Below are 21,015 nucleotides of genomic sequence, written 5' to 3' on the forward strand. Positions count from 1 at the left end.
AATTTGCCTGGCGGCGATAGCGCGGTGGTCCCACCTGACCCCATGCCGAACTCAGCAGTGAAACGCCGTAGCGCCGATGGTAGTGTGGGGTCTCCCCATGTGAGAGTAGGGAACTGCCAGGCATCAAACAAAGCGGAAAGCCTCATGCGAAAGCATGGGGCTTTTTGTTTTATGTGCTGTTACCCCGGAAAAGTAGGATACTGACGTAAGACGGATATCTTGACAGCGGACTGCTATCTTGACCGCTGTAACCAGCGATGGATAAATATGGCGATCTGCTCAGGTTGATTGATATCCAGCTGTGGGATCGATGTTTTCAGCGCCCGATCTGAGGCAACGGCGATGACAAATTCGTCCAGTAAATCCTCCAGCGATCTTCCCAATTCCTGACGAAATAGTACGATCTTGCTGATTTTCTCCTGCTTGAATCCCTCTACTAAAATAAGATCGAGAGCGGTAGCGTCCATCTTCTTCGCCAGATCACATAAATTGGGTGTTTGCTGATCCGGTGTTTCCGTCATCAAAGCCCACCGTTGGCTGCTGACCACCATGGTTTGCTCTGCCCCGGCTTTACGCAGTTCATAGCTGTCCTTGCCCGGGGTATCAATGTCCATGTGATGATGCGTGTGCTTGATTAAGCCAACCCGAATGCCGCTACTCTTAAGGATGGGGATGATTTCTTTTAGTAGCGTTGTTTTACCTGTACCGCTATAAGCCGCAATAGCGAGTAGACAAGGTTGTTCAGGATTCATGGTGGCGCCTCTGGAAGTTTGACAGGTCTTCAGGGAAATTCAGGTTATGGAATGCGTCAGGCTGGTCGGCAAATGAAACGGCGGTTGCTTCCACCTGTTCCATAAAAATCATTAGCTTACGATCGCCATGACTAAGATAATCTTCCAACGGCTTCATAAGGCATCGATTTATCAGCAGCAAAGTGGGATGACCACGGCTGCCGTCAGTGGCGTAAGCGGCGTTTTTCCCTTTCCGCTCTCTCCATAACCGTTTTACCAGGTCTTGCGGCAGCTCAGGAACATCGCAGGGAACGAAGACAATCCATTCTGACGTTACGGCATACATGCCAGTAAGTATGCCTGCCAGCGGCCCGGAAAAATCGTTTTGGAGGTCGCTTATTACCCTACACCCGCTTTGTCGATAGACAGGAAGGTTGCGATTGGCATTAATGATGACCTCGTCGACCTGTATTCTCAGCCGTATCAGTACGTGTTGATATAACGGCATACCCTTTAGCTCCAGCAGACCTTTATCGCAACCGCCCATACGCGTTGCCTGTCCGCCAGCCAGAATCACACCAGTGATCATTGTTCGCCCCGGTTATCTAAGTCAGAGGTTATTTTCTGCAAACATTTACTGGAGACCAAGTTCTTTTCACACCTTAACAAGACTGTTATTTTTGTCATTGTATTTACTTCCGAGGATAAAAAAATGAAATGTCATCGCGTTAATGAATTGATTGAACTGCTACATCCCGCCTGGCAAAAAGAACCTGATTTGAATCTTGTGCAATTTTTACAAAAACTTGCACAGGAGGCCGGGTTTGAGGGGCAGTTTAATGAGCTGACTGATGATATCCTTATTTATCATCTGAAAATGCGTGACTCGGATAAAGAACAGGTCATCCCAGGGCTTAAAAAAGATTATGAAGAGGATTTCAAAACCGCATTGCTTCGTGCTCGTGGAGTAATTAAGGACTAGGGCGGGGAGAAACAGAGTCTGGTCGGCACTGATATCCGCGCGTATTTATCTTACATCGCATGTTACTGGTAGTGGTTGTTATGAACAGTTCGGTTTTTAATTTTCAGACGTTGTTTCCTGAGTTGATAATGGATGCATTATTGGATGCGGGGATACGTGTGGATTCTGGTTTAACAGCGCTAAACAGTTATGAAAACCGGGTATATCAGTTTACCGACGAAGATCGGAAGCGGTTTGTGGTTAAATTCTACCGTCCGGAACGGTGGAGCACCGCCCAGATTCTTGAAGAGCATGCGTTTGCCCGTGAGCTTGCAGACGATGAGGTGCCGATTGTCGCCCCATTGGATCTTAACGGCAGTACGCTGCATCTTTACCAAGGATTTCATTTTGCTGTTTTCCCGAGCGTCGGCGGTCGGCAGTATGAAATAGATAATGAAGAGCAATTAGAGTGGGTAGGGCGTTTTTTAGGCCGAATTCATCAAACGGGCCGTAAATCCTCATTCGCTGAACGACCGACAATCGGTGTGAATGAATATCTGCATGAGCCTTATACGTTGCTGGAGAGTTGTCCGCTAATACCGAAAAAACAGCGAAATGCTTTTTTACAGGCAACCGGCAAGCTGATAGATGCCGTTGGGGCTTATTGGCATACGGATTGGCAATCGATTCGTCTGCATGGCGATTGTCACCCGGGTAATATTTTATGGCGTGATGGCCCTCTGTTTGTTGATTTGGATGATGCGCGTAACGGCCCGGCAATACAGGATTTGTGGATGCTGCTGCATGGTGAACGCCGTGAACAGCGTATTCAGTTAGATATTTTGTTAGAAGCTTATAGCGAGTTTACTGAATTTCAGGATAAAGAGTTGGCGTTAATTGAACCGTTACGCGCTATGCGTCAGGTTCATTATTTGGCCTGGATTATACGACGTTGGGAGGATCCTGCTTTTCCCCGAAATTTTCCCTGGATAAAAGATGGCGATTTCTGGCTTAAACAGACATCGATATTTACCGAGCAGGTTAAGCTGTTGCAGGAGCCTCCGCTACAGCTAATGCCAATGTACTGAATTGAATGGAGAGAGAGTATTTTATGAAAAAATTATGGTTTGCGCTGATTGGCGTCGTTTTGGCATTTAGTGCGTCGGCGGCTGAATTTTCTAATGGCAAGCAATATATAGAATTGGATAAACCTGCCACTCAGGAACCTCAGGTTCTTGAGTTTTTCTCATTCTACTGTCCGCATTGTTATCAGTTTTCACTGGTTTATCATATTCCCGAAGCGGTAGAAAAAGCATTGCCCGCCGGTACGAAAATGACCCGTTATCATGTTGATTTTCTGGGACCGTTGGGAAAAGAATTGACTCAAGCCTGGGCGGTGGCGATGGCGCTGGGCGTTGAAGATAAAGTGAGTCCGCTGCTGTTTGACGCGGTGCAAAAAACGCAAGCGCTACAAAAGCCGGAGGATATTCGTAAGGTCTTTATTAGCGCGGGCGTTAGCGCAGAAGAATTTGACGGCGCATTAAATAGCTTTGTTGTGAAATCTTTAGTTGTTCAGCAGGAAAAAGCAGCGGCGGATTTACAATTACGCGGTGTTCCCGCCATGTTCGTTAATGGCAAATATATGATTAAGAATGATGGTCTGGATACCAGCTCCATGGATACATACGTCAAACAGTATGCTGAAGTTGTAAAATTCCTGATTGATAAAAAATAAACCATCCACTCTATAAACCACGCTGGTTATATCGGCGTGGTTTTATCATACAATCTCAATCACGGGTTTATCGGGAAACCGAGGGTTCATTAATATTGGGTGGAATAATTTATATCCACAAATACGGATTGGCTTTTATTGAACATTAAAACTGATGGGTTTTATTATAAGTATATGAAAAGCATGAATAAAAAATTAATTAAATTATTTATTAGTGTCATAAATAATTAATTTTTTATTTCTATTCACAAACTTATCCACAGGTTGATCTTGCGAGGATCTGTGCAAAAAACGAAACATATCGTGCGTTAAGGATCGTCTCTTTCCTCCAGCTATGGCATGCTTAGCAGTATGGCAGACGACAAAGATCATAACAGGCTATGGCTCAGATTGCAGAAAACCCTTTAATTTTAGTAGACGGTTCTTCCTATTTGTACCGCGCGTATCACGCATTTCCGCCGTTAAGCAATAGCGCCGGCGAACCAACGGGCGCGATGTACGGCGTACTGAATATGCTGCGGAGCTTGCTGTTGCAATATCATCCCAGTCATGTGGCGGTGGTATTTGATGCCAAGGGCAAAACGTTCCGTGATGAGTTGTTTGAGAACTATAAAGCTCATCGTCCCCCGATGCCGGATGATTTACGTGAACAGATTGAACCCTTGCATAATATGGTAAAGGCGATGGGATTGCCGTTACTGGCGGTTTCCGGCGTGGAGGCCGACGATGTTATCGGCACGTTGGCTTTACAGGCTGAAAATGCGGGTGTCCCGGTGCTGATTAGTACCGGAGATAAAGATATGGCCCAGTTGGTTACGCCAAATGTTACGCTAATCAACACCATGAACAATACCATTCTTGGCCCACAGGAAGTATGTGACAAATATGGTATTCCACCGGAATTGATTATCGATTTCCTTGCTCTGATGGGGGACGCTTCCGATAACATTCCCGGGGTGCCCGGCATCGGCGAAAAAACGGCGCAAGCCCTGCTTCAAGGACTGGGCGGTCTGGATATGCTGTATGCGAATCTGGACAAGATTGCCGGATTGTCATTCCGCGGCGCGAAGACCCTGGCGCCGAAGCTTGAGCAGCATAAGGATGTCGCCTATCTTTCCTACCAATTGGCCACCATTAAGACGGATGTCGAATTAGCGTTAACCTGTGAACAATTAACGGTGAATGAACCTGATGTTGATGAACTGCATCGTTTATTTGCGCGTTACGAATTTAAACGCTGGTTGTCAGATATCGAGTCTGGTACGTGGCTACAGAGTAAAAAAAGTCATCAGCCGGCGCAACAAGTCATGAGAGCGGTAGAAGAAAGCGGCAATAAGAAAGAAGAGACGATAACGCTTTCCTCTGAAGGCTATGTCACCATCCTGGATGAGAAGACGTTGCTTGATTGGGTTGAACGCATAAAAAAAGCCGATGTTTTTGCGTTTGATACGGAAACCGATGGTCTGGATACCCTCACGGCTAATCTTATCGGGATGTCGTTTGCCGTGACGCCGGGCGAAGCCGCTTATCTGCCGCTGGCGCATGATTATCTGGATGCGCCGGAACAGTTGGATCGGGCCCAGGTTCTGGCGCTGTTTAAACCGTTGCTGGAAGATGAGACGCTGCTCAAGGTCGGCCAGAATCTCAAGTTCGATAAAGGCGTGATGAAACGTTATGACATCGAATTACGCGGCATCGCTTTTGATACCATGTTGGAATCCTATGTTCTGGATAGCGTTGCCGGCCGTCACGATATGGACAGCCTGGCAGAGCGCCATCTTGGCCACAAAACCATCACCTTTGAAGAGATCGCGGGCAAAGGCAAAAATCAGCTCACTTTCAATCAGATTGCGCTGGAGCAGGCCGGCCCTTATGCTGCGGAAGATGCGGATGTCACGCTGTATCTGCATCAGAAAATGTGGGCTAAATTACAGCAGCACGCAGAACTGCGTAAGGTGTTTCAGGATATTGATATGCCGCTGGTGCCGGTGTTATCCCGGATGGAGCGCGGCGGCGTGCTGATCGACCCCGCCATACTGGCGGAACATTCGAAAGAACTTACCCTCCGTCTGGGAGAGTTGGAAACACAGGCGTACGAACTGGCGGGCGAAGAGTTTAATCTGTCGTCAACCAAACAGCTGCAAGGCATTCTGTATGAGAAGCAGAAGCTGCCGATTCTGAAAAAAACGCCCAAAGGGGCGCCCTCCACCAATGAGGAAGTGTTGGCGGAACTGGCGTTGGACTATCCGCTGCCGAAGCTGATTCTTGAGTATCGCGGGCTGGCGAAACTGAAATCCACCTATACGGATAAGCTGCCGCTGATGATTAATCCGGCAACCAAGCGTGTGCATACCTCTTATCATCAGGCGGTGACGGCGACCGGTCGCTTATCCTCCAGCGATCCCAACCTGCAAAATATTCCGGTGCGTAACGACGAGGGCCGCCGGATACGGCAGGCGTTTATTGCGCCGAAGGGGTATAGCATTGTTGCCGCCGACTATTCACAAATTGAGTTGCGCATCATGGCGCACCTGTCTGGCGATAAAGGGTTGCTGCGAGCGTTCTCTGAAGGACTGGATATTCACCGGGCGACGGCGGCGGAAGTGTTTGGACTGGCGCTGGATAAGGTGACGTCAGAGCAGCGTCGCAGCGCGAAAGCCATTAACTTTGGTTTGATTTACGGTATGAGCGCCTTTGGGTTATCTCGTCAGTTGAACATTCCACGTAGCGAATCGCAGAAATACATGAATCTGTATTTCGAGCGTTACCCAGGCGTTCATGACTACATGGAGCGAACTCGTCAGCAGGCGGCTGAACAAGGTTATGTTTCTACGCTGGACGGCCGTCGTCTTTACCTGCCGGATATTAATTCGCGTAACGCGATGGCGCGTAAAGGTGCTGAACGGGCCGCCATCAACGCGCCAATGCAGGGAACCGCTGCCGATATTATCAAGAAGGCGATGATCGCCATTGATGGCTGGTTACAACAGGACAAACCGCTGGTAAACATGATCATGCAGGTTCACGATGAACTGGTTTTTGAGATCCATGATTCGGTTTTGGAAGAATCCAAACGTAAAATCAGAGAGTTAATGGAAGGCTGCATGCAACTTAACGTTCCGCTGCGGGTTGATATCGGAACCGGACTGAATTGGGATGAAGCGCATTAAGCGGGCGATGGCTTTTTCATTCTGTAATTAAATGACAGTATTGTGTGACCTGGTTTAACTTTGTGTCTTTAGCTGCGATTTTTTATGAAAGTAAACAACAAAAAAACTTTGTTCCGATGAAAAAATAATGTAGAGTTAAAGATGTAGGGTACAGAGGTAAGATGTTCTATCTTTCAGACCTTTTACTTCACGTAATCGGATTTGGCTGAATATTAGCCGCCCCGGTCAGTTTTGACTGGGGCGTTTTTTATTCGTCTCATCCCTGAGACTCACCCTACGGGCCGTCACTACGTGACGTTGAAAAATGCTCCCGGCATTTTTTTATTCGTCACCATCCCTGATGACTCGCCCTACGGGCTACCACCATCCCTGCTGACTACTCGCTTGCCTGCGGGTCTTCCTCTTCTTCCGCCTGCGGCAACGTGCTGAACCAGCTATCGAGTTTTTGGCGGAGCTTATCGACGCCTAATTTCTTCAGTGAAGAGAACGCTTCTACCTGAATATCTCCCATAAATGGCAATACCGCTTCGCGCACCATGTTGAGCTGCGTTTTGCGTGCGCCGGAAGCCAGCTTGTCTGCTTTCGTCAGCAGAACCAGAACGGGAAGCTGCACATCGGCCGCCCATTGCAGCATTTGCTGATCGAGATCTTTCAGGGGATGGCGAATATCCATCAGCACCACCAGCCCTTTCAGGCTATTACGCTTCTGGAGATATTCCCCTAACGCGCGTTGCCACTTAAGCTTCATTTCTTCCGGCACTTCGGCGTAGCCATAGCCGGGCAAATCGACCAGGCGAATCCCCTCAGCCACTTCAAACATATTGATAAGCTGGGTTCTTCCCGGGGTTTTACTGGTACGCGCCAGATTTTTCTGATTGGTCAGCGTATTGAGCGCACTTGATTTACCGGCGTTAGAGCGCCCAGCAAAGGCAACTTCAATACCGCTATCGGTTGCCAGGTGGCGAATATCCGGGGCGCTGATGACAAAATGCGTCATATGGTAGTTATATTGCTGGGTCACAATAATTATCTCTATCTGGATCTCTGTCTGGTTGGGGATTATACCTGTAACTGACAATAAAGGCGGTTTTATCTGTGTTTGAGCGTTTGGCCGCAATCGGTAAAGATTACCGAAATAACGAAAAGCATCATTGGCTGATGTGAGCGCTTTTTTATTGCCGGGCTTTCTGCTAGATTCCGCCGCAATGACCTCCACCTGTGTACCTGAGAGCAACATGATGAACCAACCAGTTAAAGGATCGGGTGGTAATGCCACCAAACCAAAAGTGAAAAGAAAAACCCGTGAAGAATTGGATCGGGAAGCGCGCGATCGCAAGCGGAAGAAAAAACATCGCGGCCATGTTGCGGGAAGCCGCGCTCAGGAAAGCGGCGCGGTAGGAAAAACCGACGGGCAGCGTAAGCTCGCCGATCCGCGTATTGGCAGCAAAAAACCGATATCGTTGGGTAGTAAAGAAAAAACCGTCGCCAAGCCTAAGTCCGTGGCCCCGGAGACCCAACCGATCGCGCTGTCGCCGGAGGAAGAGCTGACGCAACTGGAAAACGATGCCCGCCTGGATGCGTTGCTGGATCGTCTGGATAACGGCGAAACGCTGAGTGCTAAAGATCAGGCGTGGGTGAATGTCACATTGGATCGTATCGACATATTGATGGAACAACTTGGCATTGAACTGGGCGATGACGACGATGAAGAAGAGCAAAAGGAAGATATGCTGCAACTTCTGAAACGTAATAGCTCGAAAGACGACTTTTAATCAATGAAGTGGTTGTTCCTGCTGCTAACATTCCTGGTTACGGTTTATCTTTTTTGTTTGTTAACCAAATTATGGATGCTGTCAAAACGCAAAGCGCGGCTGCATCGTGCGGTTTTTAACGGACGGCAGATGCCAATGAGGCGAGTCTCAGGAATGAGCCGCGTGAAAAAACGCCGGGCGCGTTTTTCAACGTCACGCAGTGACGGCCCGAAAGGCGGTGAGCAGGGATAGCCGCCAATAAAAAAGACTGGAGTGAGCACGATGTCTGAGCAGGCAGTTGACTGGGACCTGGCCCTGATTCAAAAATATAATTATTCCGGGCCGCGTTACACGTCTTACCCTACCGCGTTGGAATTCAGCGAACGTTATGACGAGCCGGCTTTTCGGCAGGCTATCGCACGTTATCCGCAGCGAGCGCTTTCATTATATATCCACATCCCGTTTTGCCATCGGCTGTGCTACTTCTGCGGCTGTAATAAGCTGGTAACGCGTCAGCAGCATAAAGCGGATGAGTATCTGGATGTGCTGGAGCAGGAAATTCGACAACGTGCTCCGCTATTTGCCGGGCGCACGGTCACGCAAATGCATTGGGGCGGCGGTACGCCGACGTATCTTAATAAAACGCAAATCAGCCGGTTGATGTCGCTATTGCGCGATCAATTTTCTTTTTCCGATCGGGCCGAACTGTCGCTGGAGGTCGATCCGCGGGAAATCGAGCTGAATATTCTGGATCACCTGCGTGCCGAAGGATTTAATCGCCTTAGCATGGGGGTACAGGATTTTAATAAAGAAGTCCAACGGCGGGTGAACCGCGAACAAGACGAAGATTTTATTTTCGCCCTGATTGCGCGGGCTAAGCTGCTGGGGTTCACTTCAACCAATATTGACCTGATTTACGGTTTACCGAAACAGACGCCGGAGAGTTTTGCTTTTACCTTACAGCGAGTGGCTGAATTGAACCCTCATCGGCTCAGCGTATTTAATTATGCGCATTTACCCACTTTGTTTGCCGCCCAGCGGAAAATTAAAGAGGCGGATTTACCGGACGCAGAGCAAAAGCTTGAAATACTGCAACAGACCATCAGTACCTTAACGACGGCCGGCTATCAGTTTATTGGCATGGATCACTTTGCCCGCCCGGATGATGAACTGGCGATTGCGCAACGGGCGGGGGAATTGCACCGCAACTTCCAGGGGTATACGACGCAGGGTGATAGCGACCTGCTGGGGATGGGCGTATCGGCGATTAGTATGATCGGTGATAACTATGCTCAGAACCGCAAGGAGCTGAAGCACTATTATGCCCAGGTAGCGGAAACCGGAAATGCGTTGTGGCGAGGGTTACAGCTGACGCCGGATGACTGTATTCGGCGTGATGTGATTAAAACGCTGATATGTAATTTCCGCTTGTCCTACGCAGCGATTGAGGCTGATTACGATATCAATTTCAACGCGTATTTTGCCGAAGATATGCAACAGCTGGCGCCTTTAGCGGCCGATGGGCTGGTGGAGATACAAGAATCCGGGATTATCGTGACGCCGAAAGGTCGTTTGTTGATCCGCAATATCTGTATGTGCTTTGACGTTTATCTGCGTAATAAAATGCGTGCAAGACAGTTTTCGCGGGTGATCTGATTCCTTTCTGCCACGCTTCAGCGGTGTATTATCCGGATTTATTATGACAGGGAGAGGCATCCTCTCCCTGAGTAGTATATCCGAAAGATTAAGGTTCGATTAAGGTTCGGTTCCCCATATCAGTTTACCTTGGTGGTAAACGGTCATGTTGCTCCAATCGACGAAGTTCGTGGCGTCGCGGCTATAAGAGTAATCATTGGTTTCATCATAATTACTCCAGTCGTAAGGATGGATGCGCGCCTGAATTTCGCCGCTCTGTCCTTGCGCCGGGATCGCGCCCGCGCCGCTGCTGAAGGTGAATTCCACGTAGCGGTTTGCTCGCGCGTTGCCGCCGGTAAGCGCGGTGGACGCTGTTTGAACATTGTCCGCTCCGACGGCGGCCCAGTCGATGTATCTCTGATCGCTGGTTTTACCGTCGTCGTTAAAGTAATAACGTACTTTCAGATCGCTCATCTTGATTGCGCTGCTGCCGTTATTTTTGATATTAAACGCCAGGCGGATCGAATTATCGGACGGGTTGCTGTCGTTATTGCGATATTGCAGCACCACGCTCTCGCTGCCGGTACTCGGATTTTGCGGCGTTTGCGGCGTATCGCCGTTGTTGGCGAGATCGGACCCGGCGCGAATCTGCTCCCTGACGAATTTACCCGAAGCGGACAGGTTTGCTTCCGTCCAACCGCCGGTCGTGCTGGCGCCCGGCGCCAGCGCAGCGGAGGCTTCCTGTTTATCCGACAGCGACCAGTTTACCCAACTGATGCCGCGGTTGTTGAGAAAATCGATCCAGACTTTTGATTCCGGCAGGAACGGTCCGCCGTTGCCGGATGCATCGCTGGTGCCCCATTCACTGACGAACACCGGCAGCCCCTGGTTTTGCGCGACATTAATCCGGTCGCGTAGAGACTGTCCGTGCGTACCCGCATAGAAGTGCAGCGCGTACAGGGTGTTCGCATCCGGCAGCGGATTGTTTGCCGCGTCATGGATATCCTGGCTCCAGGTGCCGGTGCCCACGATGATGATGTTGTCGGGATCCCTGGCGCGAATGACCTGCGTCACCTCGGCGGCATACGGACGGATCTGCCCGTTCCAGTTCACGTTGCCGTTCGGTTCGTTGGCGATTTCGTAAATGACGTTGGGCGAATTGCCGTAGAGTCCGGCCATTTCATTGAAAAAAGTTTTCGCCTGCGCCTTATAAGTGTTGGGATCGCCATCCGACAGAATATGCCAGTCAATGATGACGTAGACGCCAAGCTCCTGCGCGGCGGTGACGGCTTCTTTCACTTTGTCGGCGATGGAAGGGTTGGCGATATAACCGCCGTCCGCCGTGTACATGGCGGCGCGGAATACCGAGATCCCCCAGTCATCCCGCAGCCACTTAATCGCATCCCGGTTAACATATTGGCCGTACCATTGCAGACCGTGAGAACTGATCCCTTTCAATTGCACCGGTTCGCCGTTCGCATTAACCAACCTTCCGTTCTTGACGGACAACTGGCCGTATTTTTGCACTGGCGGGGTGGTGGCGTTTACAGAGGATGTCCAGAGGAAGAAGCTTAATATGATGGTTGCCAGGGTGGTCGCCGTTCGCCTGAGCAAACGGTTATTGACCGATATATCCATGTTTGTTTCTCCTTACTAAATAGTTAAATATAACTTTAGTATAAGATGTCTGTTAGACGTTCTTTTCTGCCGGCAGGTGGTAGTTTTTTTATAATGGAACGTGCTGAAATAACGCTTTATTGTTTGGCGGTTATCGCGTGGAGAGACAGTGAAATGATCTGAAAATTGGTCTCCTGACTCAAAAAACATCAGGAAAAGCATTTTTATCTTAAGTGAAATTAATTGAATTGATACGGACATCGGCGGCGGTTTATTTTATCGCTCACATGACGTAACGCGGGGTCGCTCGCTACCGTAAGGGAGAACAAAGAACAATAGTCCGATGCCGGTCAGTTAAACTGACCGGCATCGACCAAATCGCGGGTATTGCGCGGCATATCCAGCCAAGTGTCGGCACTTAGCTAAAGAAGTTAATCAGTGCGGCACACAGTATGGCGGCGATGGCGGCTTGCGGCGAGTGGCTGGCCGCAGAGCTTATTTCAGCGCCGTGCGTCACCACGGAAATTAATGAATCCAACATAGTGCTCCTCCCGAATCAGCGACACGATCATACTGCTGACTCGGGGCAAGTAAAGGACAAATTAGCGACAATTTCGTGCGTCAGATTGTATTTCTTACAGCGGGTTGTCCTTACCCGCTGTTTTGCCGGTCGCCGCCCGGCAAGGATAAATAACGTTTTGCCGTTTTTTACCCTCCGACGATCTTCCGGCGAACACTTGTGCAATAAAAGCGCAACCTCGGTTACTCCATTCCCAGCTCTTTCAGCTTGCGCGTGAGGGTATTTCGTCCCCAGCCAAGTAAACGGGCCGCTTCCTGCTTATGGCCCTGAGTATGACGCAATGCCGTTGTGAGCAGGGTTCTTTCCATCTCCGGCTGAGCTTCGGCCAACAGGTTTTGATGACCGGAACGTAACGCCCGATCCGCCCACTGGGCCAATAAGGTCGCCCAACTGTCAGGCAGCATTTGCACCGTGGCGTCGGGTGCCGTGGTTTCAAAGAGTTCCGGGGGCAAATCCTGGATCAGAACTTCTTGTCCGGCAGCCATCACGGTTAACCAGCGGCAGGTATTTTCCAACTGACGCACGTTCCCCGGCCACGGCAGGCGCGTGAGCGCGGTTTCCGTTTCCGGATGCAGGTTTTTCGGCTCGACGCCCAATTCTTTGGCGGTGGCCTGTAAAAAATAACGAGCCAGACGGGGAATATCTTCGCGCCGTTCACGCAGAGGCGGCAGATGAACCCGAATCACGTTCAGGCGATGGAAGAGATCATCACGAAATTTGCCTTCCTGTACCCGCAACTCAAGATTCTGATGCGTGGCGGCAATAATTCGCACGTCCACTTTTACCGCGGCATAACCGCCAACCCGATAAAACTGGCCATCAGCCAGCACCCGCAATAAGCGGGTCTGAACATCCAGCGGCATATCGCCGATTTCATCAAGAAACAGTGTTCCGCCGTCCGCCTGTTCAAACCGTCCCTGCCGGATTTGATTGGCGCCGGTAAATGCGCCTTTTTCATGACCAAATAATTCCGATTCGATCAGATCTTTGGGGATTGCCGCCATGTTCAGCGCGATAAACGGCGCTTTGGCGCGTGGGCTATGGCGATGTAAGGCATGAGCGACAAGCTCTTTCCCCGTACCGGATTCGCCGTTGATCAATACGCTAATGGAAGAGCGTGAAAGACGGCCGATAATGCGGAATACGTCCTGCATCGCCGGCGCTTCGCCGATGATATCCGTCGTCGGGCCGTTGCTCGGCTGATTGCGAACCGGTTGCTGTTGTTCCAGATAATGGCTGATGGCGCGTTCGACCAAGGCCACCGCTTCGTCAATATCAAAGGGTTTCGGTAAATAATCAAAAGCGCCCTGTTGATAAGCGCTGACGGCGGCATCAAGATCGGAATGCGCCGTCATGATGATGACTGGCAGCATCGGATGCCGTTGTTTTATTTGCTGCAATAACGCCAGCCCATCCATTCCGGGCATGCGGATATCGGACAACAGGACGTCTGGCGTTTGCGTCGCCAGAGCGTGCAGAGCCTGATTTCCGTTATCAAACGTGGCGCAGGTCAAGCCCGCGCCAGTGAGCGCGCGTTCGAGCACCCAACGGATGGAGCTATCGTCATCGACAATCCAGACTATCCCTCGTTGCATTGTGAACCTCACTGGCGAATGGGCAGGTAAACCGAGAATTCGGTATGACCTGGCCAACTGTTAAATTCAATTTTACCGGAGTGTTGATCGATAAGGCTGCGGGCAATCGATAATCCCAAACCGGTCCCCCCCTCGCGTCCGCTTACCATGGGGTAAAACAGCGTATCCTGTAGCTGGGCGGGGATGCCGGGGCCGTCATCTTCAATATCAATACGCGCGGCAAGACGGTAACGCACACCATGTAAGGTGAGCTGAAATGCGGTGCGGGTACGTAAAGTAATGGTGCCGCCTTCTTCACCCAGCGCCTGTAACGCATTGCGCATGATATTCAGCAATACCTGCTCAATCTGATCCGGATCGTGTGTAAGCTCCGGTAGACTGGGGTCATAATCTTTCACCAGCGTCACGTTGTCCGGTTTTTCCAATGAAACAAGCTGGCACACCCGTTCCGCCACCTGATGGATGGTTTGAGTTACATGCAGACCGGGTTGCTGCGGGCCGAGCAGGCGATCGACCAGATTACGCAGGCGATCGGCCTGTTCGATGATAACTTTGGTGTATTCGGTCAGCGCCGGATCGGGCAAGGCTTTGGATAGCAGTTGCGCCGCGCCGCGTAACCCGCCGAGCGGATTTTTAATCTCATGGGCCAGCCCTCTGACCAGATCGCGGGCCGCCTGCTGTTGGGCCTGCTGGAGCTGCTCCTGGCTAAGGCGGCGTTGGTTATCCATTGGCGCCATCTCAAGCAGAATGAAGTTATTCTGTATCCGCTGGGCCGTGAGCGACATAATATGCGCTTTGCCGTCGATAACAATTGTGACTTCGTTATCCGTAAAACCTTGCCCTGAATCCAGACTTTCACGCATCAAATCTATATTCAGAGAAAAGTACCCCAGCAAATCCGGCAGCGGCGTACCTGACAATTTACGCGAGCTTTGCGCCAGTAGTTGTTGTGCTGCTGGGTTGGAATAATGAATAGACAGATCGTTATCCAATAACAAAATGCTGTTTATTAAAGAATTTAGGATCTGCCCAGCATCGGGCAGCGTGCCTGTTGCCATAACGCAGACTCCCGCACCGTATAAGTGCATAGTAGTGTAGATGATGGATAAGATGCCGCAACTTCAGAGCCGGTGGAGAAAAAAGCCCATCCTGAGATGGGCTGAAAAGTTTCCACGGCAACAAAAAATTTTCAGGAAAATTTTTAATAACGCAAAGCGTTAGCTCGACGGCTTTCCTGGAATGACGGGCATGGTTAGCCGGTCACAAAAACTATCTTAAAAACGGTGGTTCCGGCGGTAGCCTGACCGTCAGCACGATCAAACTACCGCCTTACTTATGATGCAGCGCGGTGATTAAACGCTGTAGTACAGTTCGAACTCAACCGGATGCGGCGTCATGCGAACGCGGTCATTTTCCGCTTTACGCAGTTCGATATAGGCATCAATCGTGTCATCGGTGAATACGCCGCCACGAGTCAGGAATTCGCGATCCGCATCCAGCGCGTTCAGCGCTTCCTCCAGCGAACCTGCAACCGTTGGGATTTCGCTCGCTTCTTCCGGCGGCAAATCGTACAGGTTCTTATCCATCGCATCGCCAGGATGGATCTTGTTGATGATCCCGTCCAGGCCGGCCATCAGCAGCGCAGAGAATGCCAGATACGGGTTAGCGGCCGGATCCGGGAAACGGACTTCAATACGGCGCGCTTTCGGGCTGGCAACCACCGGGATACGGATAGAGGCGGAACGGTTACGTGCGGAATAAGCCAGCATGACCGGCGCTTCGTAGCCAGGAACCAGACGCTTGTAGGAGTTGGTGCTGGGGTTGGTCAGCGCGTTGATGGCTTTCGCGTGTTTGATGATACCGCCGATATAGAACAGCGCGGTTTCAGACAGGCCGCCGTATTTGTCGCCGGAGAATAAATTGGCGCCGTTTTTGGCTAACGACATATGGCAGTGCATACCGGAACCGTTATCGCCGAACATCGGCTTAGGCATAAAGGTGGCGGTTTTGCCGAAAGCGTGAGCAACGTTGTGCACCACGTATTTGTAGATCTGAATTTCGTCAGCTTTTTTGGTCATGGTGTTGAAGCGGGTAGCCACTTCGTTCTGACCAGCGGTTGCGACTTCGTGGTGATGAGCTTCAACCACCAGTCCCATTTCCTCCATGGTCAGACACATGGTGGAACGGATGTCCTGTGAAGAATCTACCGGAGGAACCGGGAAGTAACCGCCTTTTACCGCCGGACGGTGACCTTTGTTGCCGCCTTCGTATTCTTTGCTGGAGTTCCAGGCGCCTTCGATGTCATCGATAGTGACATGGGAGCCGGAGATGCTGCTGCCGAAACGAACGTCGTCAAACAGGAAAAACTCAGGTTCCGGCCCGAACAGAACGGTATCGGCAATGCCGGAAGAACGCAGGAAATCTTCAGCGCGTTTGGAGATGGAACGCGGATCGCGGTCATAACCCTGCATGGTGCCGGGTTCCAGGATGTCACAACGGATGATCAGCGTGGATTCTTCAAAGAACGGATCGATGACCGCAGTGCTGGCATCCGGCATCAATACCATGTCGGATTCGTTAATGCCTTTCCAGCCGCCAATCGAGGAACCATCAAACATTTTGCCTTCTTCAAAGAAATCGGCATTAACTTGGTGAGCCGGAATGGTGACGTGCTGTTCTTTGCCTTTGGTATCGGTGAAGCGCAAATCAACAAACTTCACTTCATGTTCATTCAGCATCGTCAAAACATGTTCTGCGGACATACTTGGTTCTCCCGATTGTCATTTATCGTCGTGGAACGAATATCGTTGTGGATTGATGTTGTTACCGTGAGTAGACTAAAGCTAAAAGTGTGCCAACTTTTTAAATTAGTGCGATGTGTTGCCCTTTGGGGCTTTCCTTATCAAAACCCGCTGCACCATTATAGCAGATGGCACCAAAATGGTGCTTTATGGGTAAATGTGTGCACTAATATGGTGCGCAAGTGCCAACTTGTAGCGCTTTTGCACCGTGAAAGGGATCACAAAGTAAGCAGCATCAGGTTGTTTATCATAGATGCTTGTGATCTTGTTTAGTCCCTCGATTAATACGTGTACAATAGCGCGCTATTTCTAAATGCCTGAGGCAAAGCTGTGATCGAAAATTTGCGTAACATCGCCATTATTGCGCACGTTGACCATGGGAAAACCACCCTGGTTGATAAGTTGTTGCAACAATCCGGAACTTTCGGAGAACGCACTGAAGCAACCGAACGTGTAATGGACTCCAACGATTTGGAGAAAGAGCGTGGAATTACCATCCTCGCCAAAAATACCGCCATTAATTGGAAAGACTACCGTATTAACATCGTGGATACACCGGGACACGCCGACTTTGGCGGTGAGGTTGAACGTGTTATGTCGATGGTCGACTCGGTGCTGTTAGTCGTTGATGCAATGGATGGCCCGATGCCGCAGACCCGTTTCGTGACCAAAAAAGCATTCGCTAATGGTCTGAAACCGATCGTGGTAATCAACAAGGTCGACCGCCCCGGCGCGCGTCCAGACTGGGTTGTCGATCAGGTGTTCGACCTGTTCGTGAACCTGGACGCCACCGATGAACAACTCGATTTCCCCATTATCTACGCGTCGGCGCTGATGGGGATCGCGGGTAACGATCACAATGATATGGCGGAAGATATGACCCCGCTGTATCAGGCGATCGTCGACCATGTTTCCGCGCCGAAAGTCGAGCTTGATGCGCCGTTCCAGATGCAAATCTCTCAGTTGGACTATAACAATTACGTGGGTGTTATCGGCATCGGCCGTATCAAACGCGGTAAAGTTAAGCCTAACCAGCAGGTCACCATCATCGACAGCGAAGGCAAAACCCGTAACGGCAAAGTCGGTAAGGTTCTGACCCATATGGGTCTGGAGCGTATCGAAGCGACGGAAGCCGAAGCCGGCGACATCATCGCTATCACCGGTCTGGGCGAACTGAACATCTCCGACACGGTTTGTGATGTGAACGCGGTTGAAGCGTTGCCGGCGCTGTCCGTTGATGAACCGACCGTAACCATGTACTTCAACGTCAACACCTCGCCGTTCTGTGGTAAAGAAGGTAAGTACGTGACTTCACGTCAAATCCTTGACCGCCTGAACAAAGAGCTGGTGCACAACGTGGCGCTGCGGGTTGAAGAAACTGAAGATGCCGATGCGTTCCGCGTTTCGGGCCGTGGTGAACTTCACCTGTCGGTGCTGATCGAAAACATGCGTCGTGAAGGTTTCGAACTGGCCGTTTCACGTCCTAAAGTTATCAATCGTAAAATCGATGGCCGTATGCAAGAGCCATTCGAAAACGTGACGCTGGATATTGAAGAGCAGCACCAGGGTTCAGTGATGCAAGCCATGGGCGAGCGCAAGGGCGATGTCAAAGACATGGTTCCTGATGGCAAGGGCCGTATTCGTCTGGATTACCTGATCCCCGCTCGTGGTCTGATCGGTTTCCGTACCGAATTCATGACCATGACGTCCGGCACCGGTCTGCTGTACTCTACCTTTAGCCACTACGATGACGTGCGTCCGGGCGAAATCGGTCAACGTCAGAACGGCGTACTGATCTCCAACGGTCAGGGTAAAGCGGTCGCTTTCGCCCTGTTCAGTTTGCAGGATCGCGGTAAACTGTTCTTGGGGCACGGCGCTGAAGTGTATGAAGGCCAGATTATCGGTATTCACTCGCGTTCCAACGATCTGACGGTAAACTGTCTGACCGGTAAGAAACTGACCAACATGCGTGCTTCCGGTACGGATGAAGCAACGACGCTGGTTCCGGCGATTAAAATGTCGCTGGAGCAAGCGCTGGAATTCATCGATGATGACGAACTGGTCGAGGTTACGCCATCATCCGTGCGTATTCGTAAGCGTCATTTGACCGAAAACGATCGTAAACGCGCGAACCGCGGTCCTAAAGAAGGCTGATTTTTATCAGTAGCTTCTTATGTGTAACAGGGCGCCTTTGGGCGCCCTGAGTTTTATCTGATTCTCTCCGCTTTCATGTTTCCCGCTTTTCCTCCCTGTTCAGCTTTGCTATTTCCCGTTACAGTGAAAATCCCACGGTTACATCAGGAGGAAGATGCCATGCTTTATATCTTTGATTTGGGTAATGTCGTCATAGATATTGATTTCAATCGGGTGTTGGGCGTCTGGAGCAAGCTGAGCAGCGCGCCGTTGGCGACGCTGAAAGAGCGTTTTGTGATGGGCGAAACTTTTGAACAACATGAACGCGGCGAAATCAGTGATGAGGCGTTTGCTGAACGGTTATGCCATGAAATGGGCATCTCGCTGAGCTTTGAGCAGTTTTCCGCCGGATGGCAGGCTATTTTTGTGGCGTTGCGCCCTGAGGTCATCAATATTATGCAGCGGCTGCGCCGCCAGGGGCATCGGGTGGTGATCCTGTCCAACACCAATCGTCTGCATTGCGGTCACTGGCCGGTATTGTTCCCGGAAGTGGAAGAGGCCGCCGATCGTCTTTATCTCTCGCAGGATATCGGGTTGCGTAAACCTGAAGCCGCTATTTATCACCATGTTCTGACGCAGGAAGGGGTAACGCCCGATCAAGCCATCTTCTTTGATGATAATCCTGCCAATGTCGCCGCCGCCCAGAAATTGGGCATCCACAGTATTCTGGTGACAGACCCTCAGGTGGTGCCGGATTTTTTTGCCTCGCAAGTAGCTGCTATCAATGAGTAACTCACCGCGTGGGGTTTGCGGCTGATTTTGCCGCGAATCTTTCAAAATAATGAAAACAGGAGCTGTAACATTCGATGATCGCGTTAATTCAGCGAGTCTCCAGCGCCAGCGTTACGGTGGAAAATGCCGTTGTTGGGGAAATCGGAGCCGGGTTGCTGGTGTTGCTGGGGGTTGAGCAAGGTGATGATGAGCAAAAAGCCGTGCGGCTTTGTGAGCGGGTTCTGGGTTACCGTATCTTCAGTGATGATAATGGCAAAATGAACCTCAACGTCCGCCAGGCGGGCGGCAGCGTACTGGTTGTGTCGCAGTTTACGCTGGTGGCCGACACCCAAAAGGGAATGCGCCCCGGTTTTTCCCGCGGCGCGCCCCCGGCACAAGCCGATCGCCTGTATCAGTATTTTGCCGAACAGTGCCGCGAGCGGGGTATTCACACGGAAACGGGGCGTTTTGCGGCCGATATGAAAGTCGCATTGGTTAATGACGGGCCGGTGACGTTCTGGCTGCATATATAAGGCGAAGATGTTCTTGTCACTATTTTTTAATGAGGCATGTTTATGTATCACCTGAGAGTACCTGAAAGCGCAGAAGAACTTGATGCGTACTATCAATTCCGTTGGGAGATGCTGCGTAAACCCCTGCACCAACCGCTGGGCTCTGAGCGCGATGCCTATGACGCACTGGCGCACCATCAGACGGTGGTGGATGAACAAGGGCGGCTGGTGGCGATCGGCCGCTTGTCCATCAATGCAGACAATGAAGCGGCGATGCGTTTTTTGGCCGTTCATCCCGATGTCCGTGGCAAAGGATTAGGGACGTTGCTGGCGATGGCGCTGGAATCGGTCGCGCGTCAGGAAGGGGCGAAGCGCGTCGTCTGTAGCGCCCGCGAGGACGCGATAGATTTTTTCGCCAAACTTGGTTTTGTGAATCAGGGGGAAATCACTGCGCCGCAAACCACGCCGATACGCCATTTTCTGATGATCAAACCGGTCGTGACGCTGGATGATATTTTGCACCGCCCTGACTGGTGCGGGCAGTTGCAGCAGGCCTGGTATCAGCACATCCCGTTGAGTGAAAAAATGGGCGTACGTATTAGTCAGTATACCGGTCAAAAATTTATTACCACCATGCCGGAAACCGGTAATCAGAACCCCCACCATACGTTGTTCGCCGGTAGCATGTTTTCTCTCGCCACCCTGACGGGCTGGGGATTGATCTGGTTGCTACTGCGTGAAAGGCATTTGGGCGGCACGATTATTCTGGCCGATGCGCACATTCGCTACAGTACGCCGGTAACGGGCAGACCAAGCGCGATTGCCGATCTCGGTTCGTTGAGCGGGGATTTGGATCGTCTGGCCCGGGGACGTAAAGCCAGGGTGCAACTGAATGTGGATCTGTTCGGCGATGATAAAAAAGGCGCGTTGTTCGAGGGGGTCTATATTGTCTTACCCGCTACGCCGAAAGAGCCGCTGGAACTGGGGGGATCCGAAATACGTTGATGGCGGCAAGGCCATCAA

The 21,015-nt window shown here is 50.9% G+C and carries 18 protein-coding genes and 1 rRNA gene; 11 read left to right on the forward strand and 8 right to left on the reverse strand.

Annotated features, from left to right (window positions below; all coding sequences use genetic code 11):
- The first annotated feature begins 6 nt into the window (after positions 1 to 6).
- A 5S ribosomal RNA gene (rrf, locus tag HOY33_RS15100) occupies positions 7 to 122 on the forward strand.
- 111 nt (positions 123 to 233) lie between these two features.
- On the opposite strand, the gene mobB is transcribed toward rrf, so the two are convergent.
- Both mobB and mobA read right to left on the reverse strand, forming a co-directional pair.
- Positions 234 to 752: a molybdopterin-guanine dinucleotide biosynthesis protein MobB gene (gene mobB / locus HOY33_RS15105; protein WP_172290967.1), complete on the reverse strand. Its 519-nt coding sequence runs from the start codon at positions 750 to 752 to the stop codon at positions 234 to 236.
- The gene (gene mobA / locus HOY33_RS15110; RefSeq protein ID WP_172290968.1) at positions 742 to 1,320 is read right to left on the reverse strand and encodes a molybdenum cofactor guanylyltransferase MobA; all 579 of its coding nucleotides are present in this window, start codon (positions 1,318 to 1,320) and stop codon (positions 742 to 744) included. The genes mobB and mobA overlap by 11 nt, the downstream gene beginning before the upstream one ends.
- Before the next feature lie 123 nt (positions 1,321 to 1,443).
- On the opposite strand from mobA, the gene HOY33_RS15115 reads away from it, so the two are divergent.
- The 4 genes from HOY33_RS15115 (at position 1,444) to polA (ending at position 6,597) form a co-directional block, all read left to right on the forward strand.
- Entirely contained in the window at positions 1,444 to 1,713 is a 270-nt protein-coding gene (locus HOY33_RS15115) for a YihD family protein (protein WP_172290969.1), read from the forward strand.
- An 80-nt stretch (positions 1,714 to 1,793) separates the two neighbouring features.
- Positions 1,794 to 2,780 carry a serine/threonine protein kinase gene (locus HOY33_RS15120; RefSeq protein ID WP_172290970.1) on the forward strand — a complete coding sequence of 329 codons (987 nt, stop codon included), beginning with the start codon at positions 1,794 to 1,796 and terminating at the stop codon, positions 2,778 to 2,780.
- A 23-nt stretch (positions 2,781 to 2,803) separates the two neighbouring features.
- Positions 2,804 to 3,427 carry a thiol:disulfide interchange protein DsbA gene (dsbA, locus tag HOY33_RS15125; RefSeq protein ID WP_172290971.1) on the forward strand — a complete coding sequence of 208 codons (624 nt, stop codon included), beginning with the start codon at positions 2,804 to 2,806 and terminating at the stop codon, positions 3,425 to 3,427.
- Between the two features lie 380 nt (positions 3,428 to 3,807).
- A complete protein-coding gene (gene polA, locus HOY33_RS15130) occupies positions 3,808 to 6,597 on the forward strand; it encodes a DNA polymerase I (RefSeq protein ID WP_172290972.1) in 2,790 nt (929 codons plus the stop codon).
- 376 nt (positions 6,598 to 6,973) lie between these two features.
- On the opposite strand, the gene yihA is transcribed toward polA, so the two are convergent.
- A complete protein-coding gene (yihA, locus tag HOY33_RS15135; protein ID WP_172290973.1) occupies positions 6,974 to 7,618 on the reverse strand; it encodes a ribosome biogenesis GTP-binding protein YihA/YsxC in 645 nt (214 codons plus the stop codon).
- Positions 7,619 to 7,835: 217 nt separating this feature from the next.
- Between yihA and yihI the strand changes: the two genes are divergently transcribed.
- Positions 7,836 to 8,369 (forward strand): Der GTPase-activating protein YihI, encoded by a 534-nt coding sequence (gene yihI / locus HOY33_RS15140; RefSeq protein ID WP_172291109.1) that lies wholly within the window; start codon positions 7,836 to 7,838, stop codon positions 8,367 to 8,369.
- Positions 8,370 to 8,630: 261 nt separating this feature from the next.
- Entirely contained in the window at positions 8,631 to 10,004 is a 1,374-nt protein-coding gene (hemN, locus tag HOY33_RS15145; protein WP_172290974.1) for an oxygen-independent coproporphyrinogen III oxidase, read from the forward strand.
- Positions 10,005 to 10,103: 99 nt separating this feature from the next.
- On the opposite strand, the gene HOY33_RS15150 is transcribed toward hemN, so the two are convergent.
- The 5 genes from HOY33_RS15150 to glnA all read right to left on the reverse strand — a co-directional run bounded on the left by HOY33_RS15150 (position 10,104) and on the right by glnA (position 16,537).
- Positions 10,104 to 11,621 (reverse strand): cellulase family glycosylhydrolase, encoded by a 1,518-nt coding sequence (locus HOY33_RS15150; protein WP_172290975.1) that lies wholly within the window; start codon positions 11,619 to 11,621, stop codon positions 10,104 to 10,106.
- Between the two features lie 397 nt (positions 11,622 to 12,018).
- Positions 12,019 to 12,141: a YshB family small membrane protein gene (locus HOY33_RS15155; RefSeq protein ID WP_172290976.1), complete on the reverse strand. Its 123-nt coding sequence runs from the start codon at positions 12,139 to 12,141 to the stop codon at positions 12,019 to 12,021.
- A 221-nt stretch (positions 12,142 to 12,362) separates the two neighbouring features.
- Positions 12,363 to 13,775, reverse strand: coding sequence for a nitrogen regulation protein NR(I) (gene glnG / locus HOY33_RS15160; RefSeq protein ID WP_172290977.1), 1,413 nt, complete (start codon positions 13,773 to 13,775; stop codon positions 12,363 to 12,365).
- Between the two features lie 8 nt (positions 13,776 to 13,783).
- The gene (gene glnL / locus HOY33_RS15165; RefSeq protein ID WP_172290978.1) at positions 13,784 to 14,833 is read right to left on the reverse strand and encodes a nitrogen regulation protein NR(II); all 1,050 of its coding nucleotides are present in this window, start codon (positions 14,831 to 14,833) and stop codon (positions 13,784 to 13,786) included.
- Between the two features lie 294 nt (positions 14,834 to 15,127).
- A complete protein-coding gene (gene glnA / locus HOY33_RS15170; protein WP_172290979.1) occupies positions 15,128 to 16,537 on the reverse strand; it encodes a glutamate--ammonia ligase in 1,410 nt (469 codons plus the stop codon).
- A 369-nt stretch (positions 16,538 to 16,906) separates the two neighbouring features.
- Here glnA and typA point away from each other — a divergent pair, with 369 nt between their 5' ends.
- The 4 genes from typA to fabY all read left to right on the forward strand — a co-directional run bounded on the left by typA (position 16,907) and on the right by fabY (position 20,997).
- The gene (gene typA / locus HOY33_RS15175; protein ID WP_172290980.1) at positions 16,907 to 18,730 is read left to right on the forward strand and encodes a ribosome-dependent GTPase TypA; all 1,824 of its coding nucleotides are present in this window, start codon (positions 16,907 to 16,909) and stop codon (positions 18,728 to 18,730) included.
- Between the two features lie 159 nt (positions 18,731 to 18,889).
- Positions 18,890 to 19,501 carry a glucose-1-phosphatase gene (gene yihX / locus HOY33_RS15180; RefSeq protein ID WP_172290981.1) on the forward strand — a complete coding sequence of 204 codons (612 nt, stop codon included), beginning with the start codon at positions 18,890 to 18,892 and terminating at the stop codon, positions 19,499 to 19,501.
- Between the two features lie 74 nt (positions 19,502 to 19,575).
- Complete coding sequence (gene dtd, locus HOY33_RS15185; protein ID WP_172290982.1) at positions 19,576 to 20,013, forward strand: D-aminoacyl-tRNA deacylase; 438 nt, start codon at positions 19,576 to 19,578, stop codon at positions 20,011 to 20,013.
- 42 nt (positions 20,014 to 20,055) lie between these two features.
- On the forward strand, positions 20,056 to 20,997 hold the full coding sequence (fabY, locus tag HOY33_RS15190) for a fatty acid biosynthesis protein FabY (RefSeq protein ID WP_172290983.1): 942 nt from the start codon (positions 20,056 to 20,058) through the stop codon (positions 20,995 to 20,997).
- The last annotated feature ends 18 nt before the right edge of the window (positions 20,998 to 21,015 follow it).

This window comes from Brenneria sp. hezel4-2-4, assembly GCF_013155275.1.
Taxonomy (GTDB): domain Bacteria; phylum Pseudomonadota; class Gammaproteobacteria; order Enterobacterales; family Enterobacteriaceae; genus Brenneria.

What these genes read in the sequence shown, in the direction of transcription:
- HOY33_RS15120 (WP_172290970.1), top strand. Translation starts at nt 1,794, where the DNA reads ATGAACAGTTCGGTTTTTAATTTTCAGACGTTGTTTCCTGAGTTGATA.
- HOY33_RS15155 (WP_172290976.1), bottom strand. Translation starts at nt 12,141, where the DNA reads ATGTTGGATTCATTAATTTCCGTGGTGACGCACGGCGCTGAAATAAGC.
- glnA (WP_172290979.1), bottom strand. Translation starts at nt 16,537, where the DNA reads ATGTCCGCAGAACATGTTTTGACGATGCTGAATGAACATGAAGTGAAG.
- mobA (WP_172290968.1), bottom strand. Translation starts at nt 1,320, where the DNA reads ATGATCACTGGTGTGATTCTGGCTGGCGGACAGGCAACGCGTATGGGC.
- polA (WP_172290972.1), top strand. Translation starts at nt 3,808, where the DNA reads ATGGCTCAGATTGCAGAAAACCCTTTAATTTTAGTAGACGGTTCTTCC.
- glnG (WP_172290977.1), bottom strand. Translation starts at nt 13,775, where the DNA reads ATGCAACGAGGGATAGTCTGGATTGTCGATGACGATAGCTCCATCCGT.
- yihX (WP_172290981.1), top strand. Translation starts at nt 18,890, where the DNA reads ATGCTTTATATCTTTGATTTGGGTAATGTCGTCATAGATATTGATTTC.
- mobB (WP_172290967.1), bottom strand. Translation starts at nt 752, where the DNA reads ATGAATCCTGAACAACCTTGTCTACTCGCTATTGCGGCTTATAGCGGT.
- dtd (WP_172290982.1), top strand. Translation starts at nt 19,576, where the DNA reads ATGATCGCGTTAATTCAGCGAGTCTCCAGCGCCAGCGTTACGGTGGAA.
- HOY33_RS15115 (WP_172290969.1), top strand. Translation starts at nt 1,444, where the DNA reads ATGAAATGTCATCGCGTTAATGAATTGATTGAACTGCTACATCCCGCC.
- glnL (WP_172290978.1), bottom strand. Translation starts at nt 14,833, where the DNA reads ATGGCAACAGGCACGCTGCCCGATGCTGGGCAGATCCTAAATTCTTTA.
- yihI (WP_172291109.1), top strand. Translation starts at nt 7,836, where the DNA reads ATGAACCAACCAGTTAAAGGATCGGGTGGTAATGCCACCAAACCAAAA.
- dsbA (WP_172290971.1), top strand. Translation starts at nt 2,804, where the DNA reads ATGAAAAAATTATGGTTTGCGCTGATTGGCGTCGTTTTGGCATTTAGT.
- hemN (WP_172290974.1), top strand. Translation starts at nt 8,631, where the DNA reads ATGTCTGAGCAGGCAGTTGACTGGGACCTGGCCCTGATTCAAAAATAT.
- HOY33_RS15150 (WP_172290975.1), bottom strand. Translation starts at nt 11,621, where the DNA reads ATGGATATATCGGTCAATAACCGTTTGCTCAGGCGAACGGCGACCACC.
- fabY (WP_172290983.1), top strand. Translation starts at nt 20,056, where the DNA reads ATGTATCACCTGAGAGTACCTGAAAGCGCAGAAGAACTTGATGCGTAC.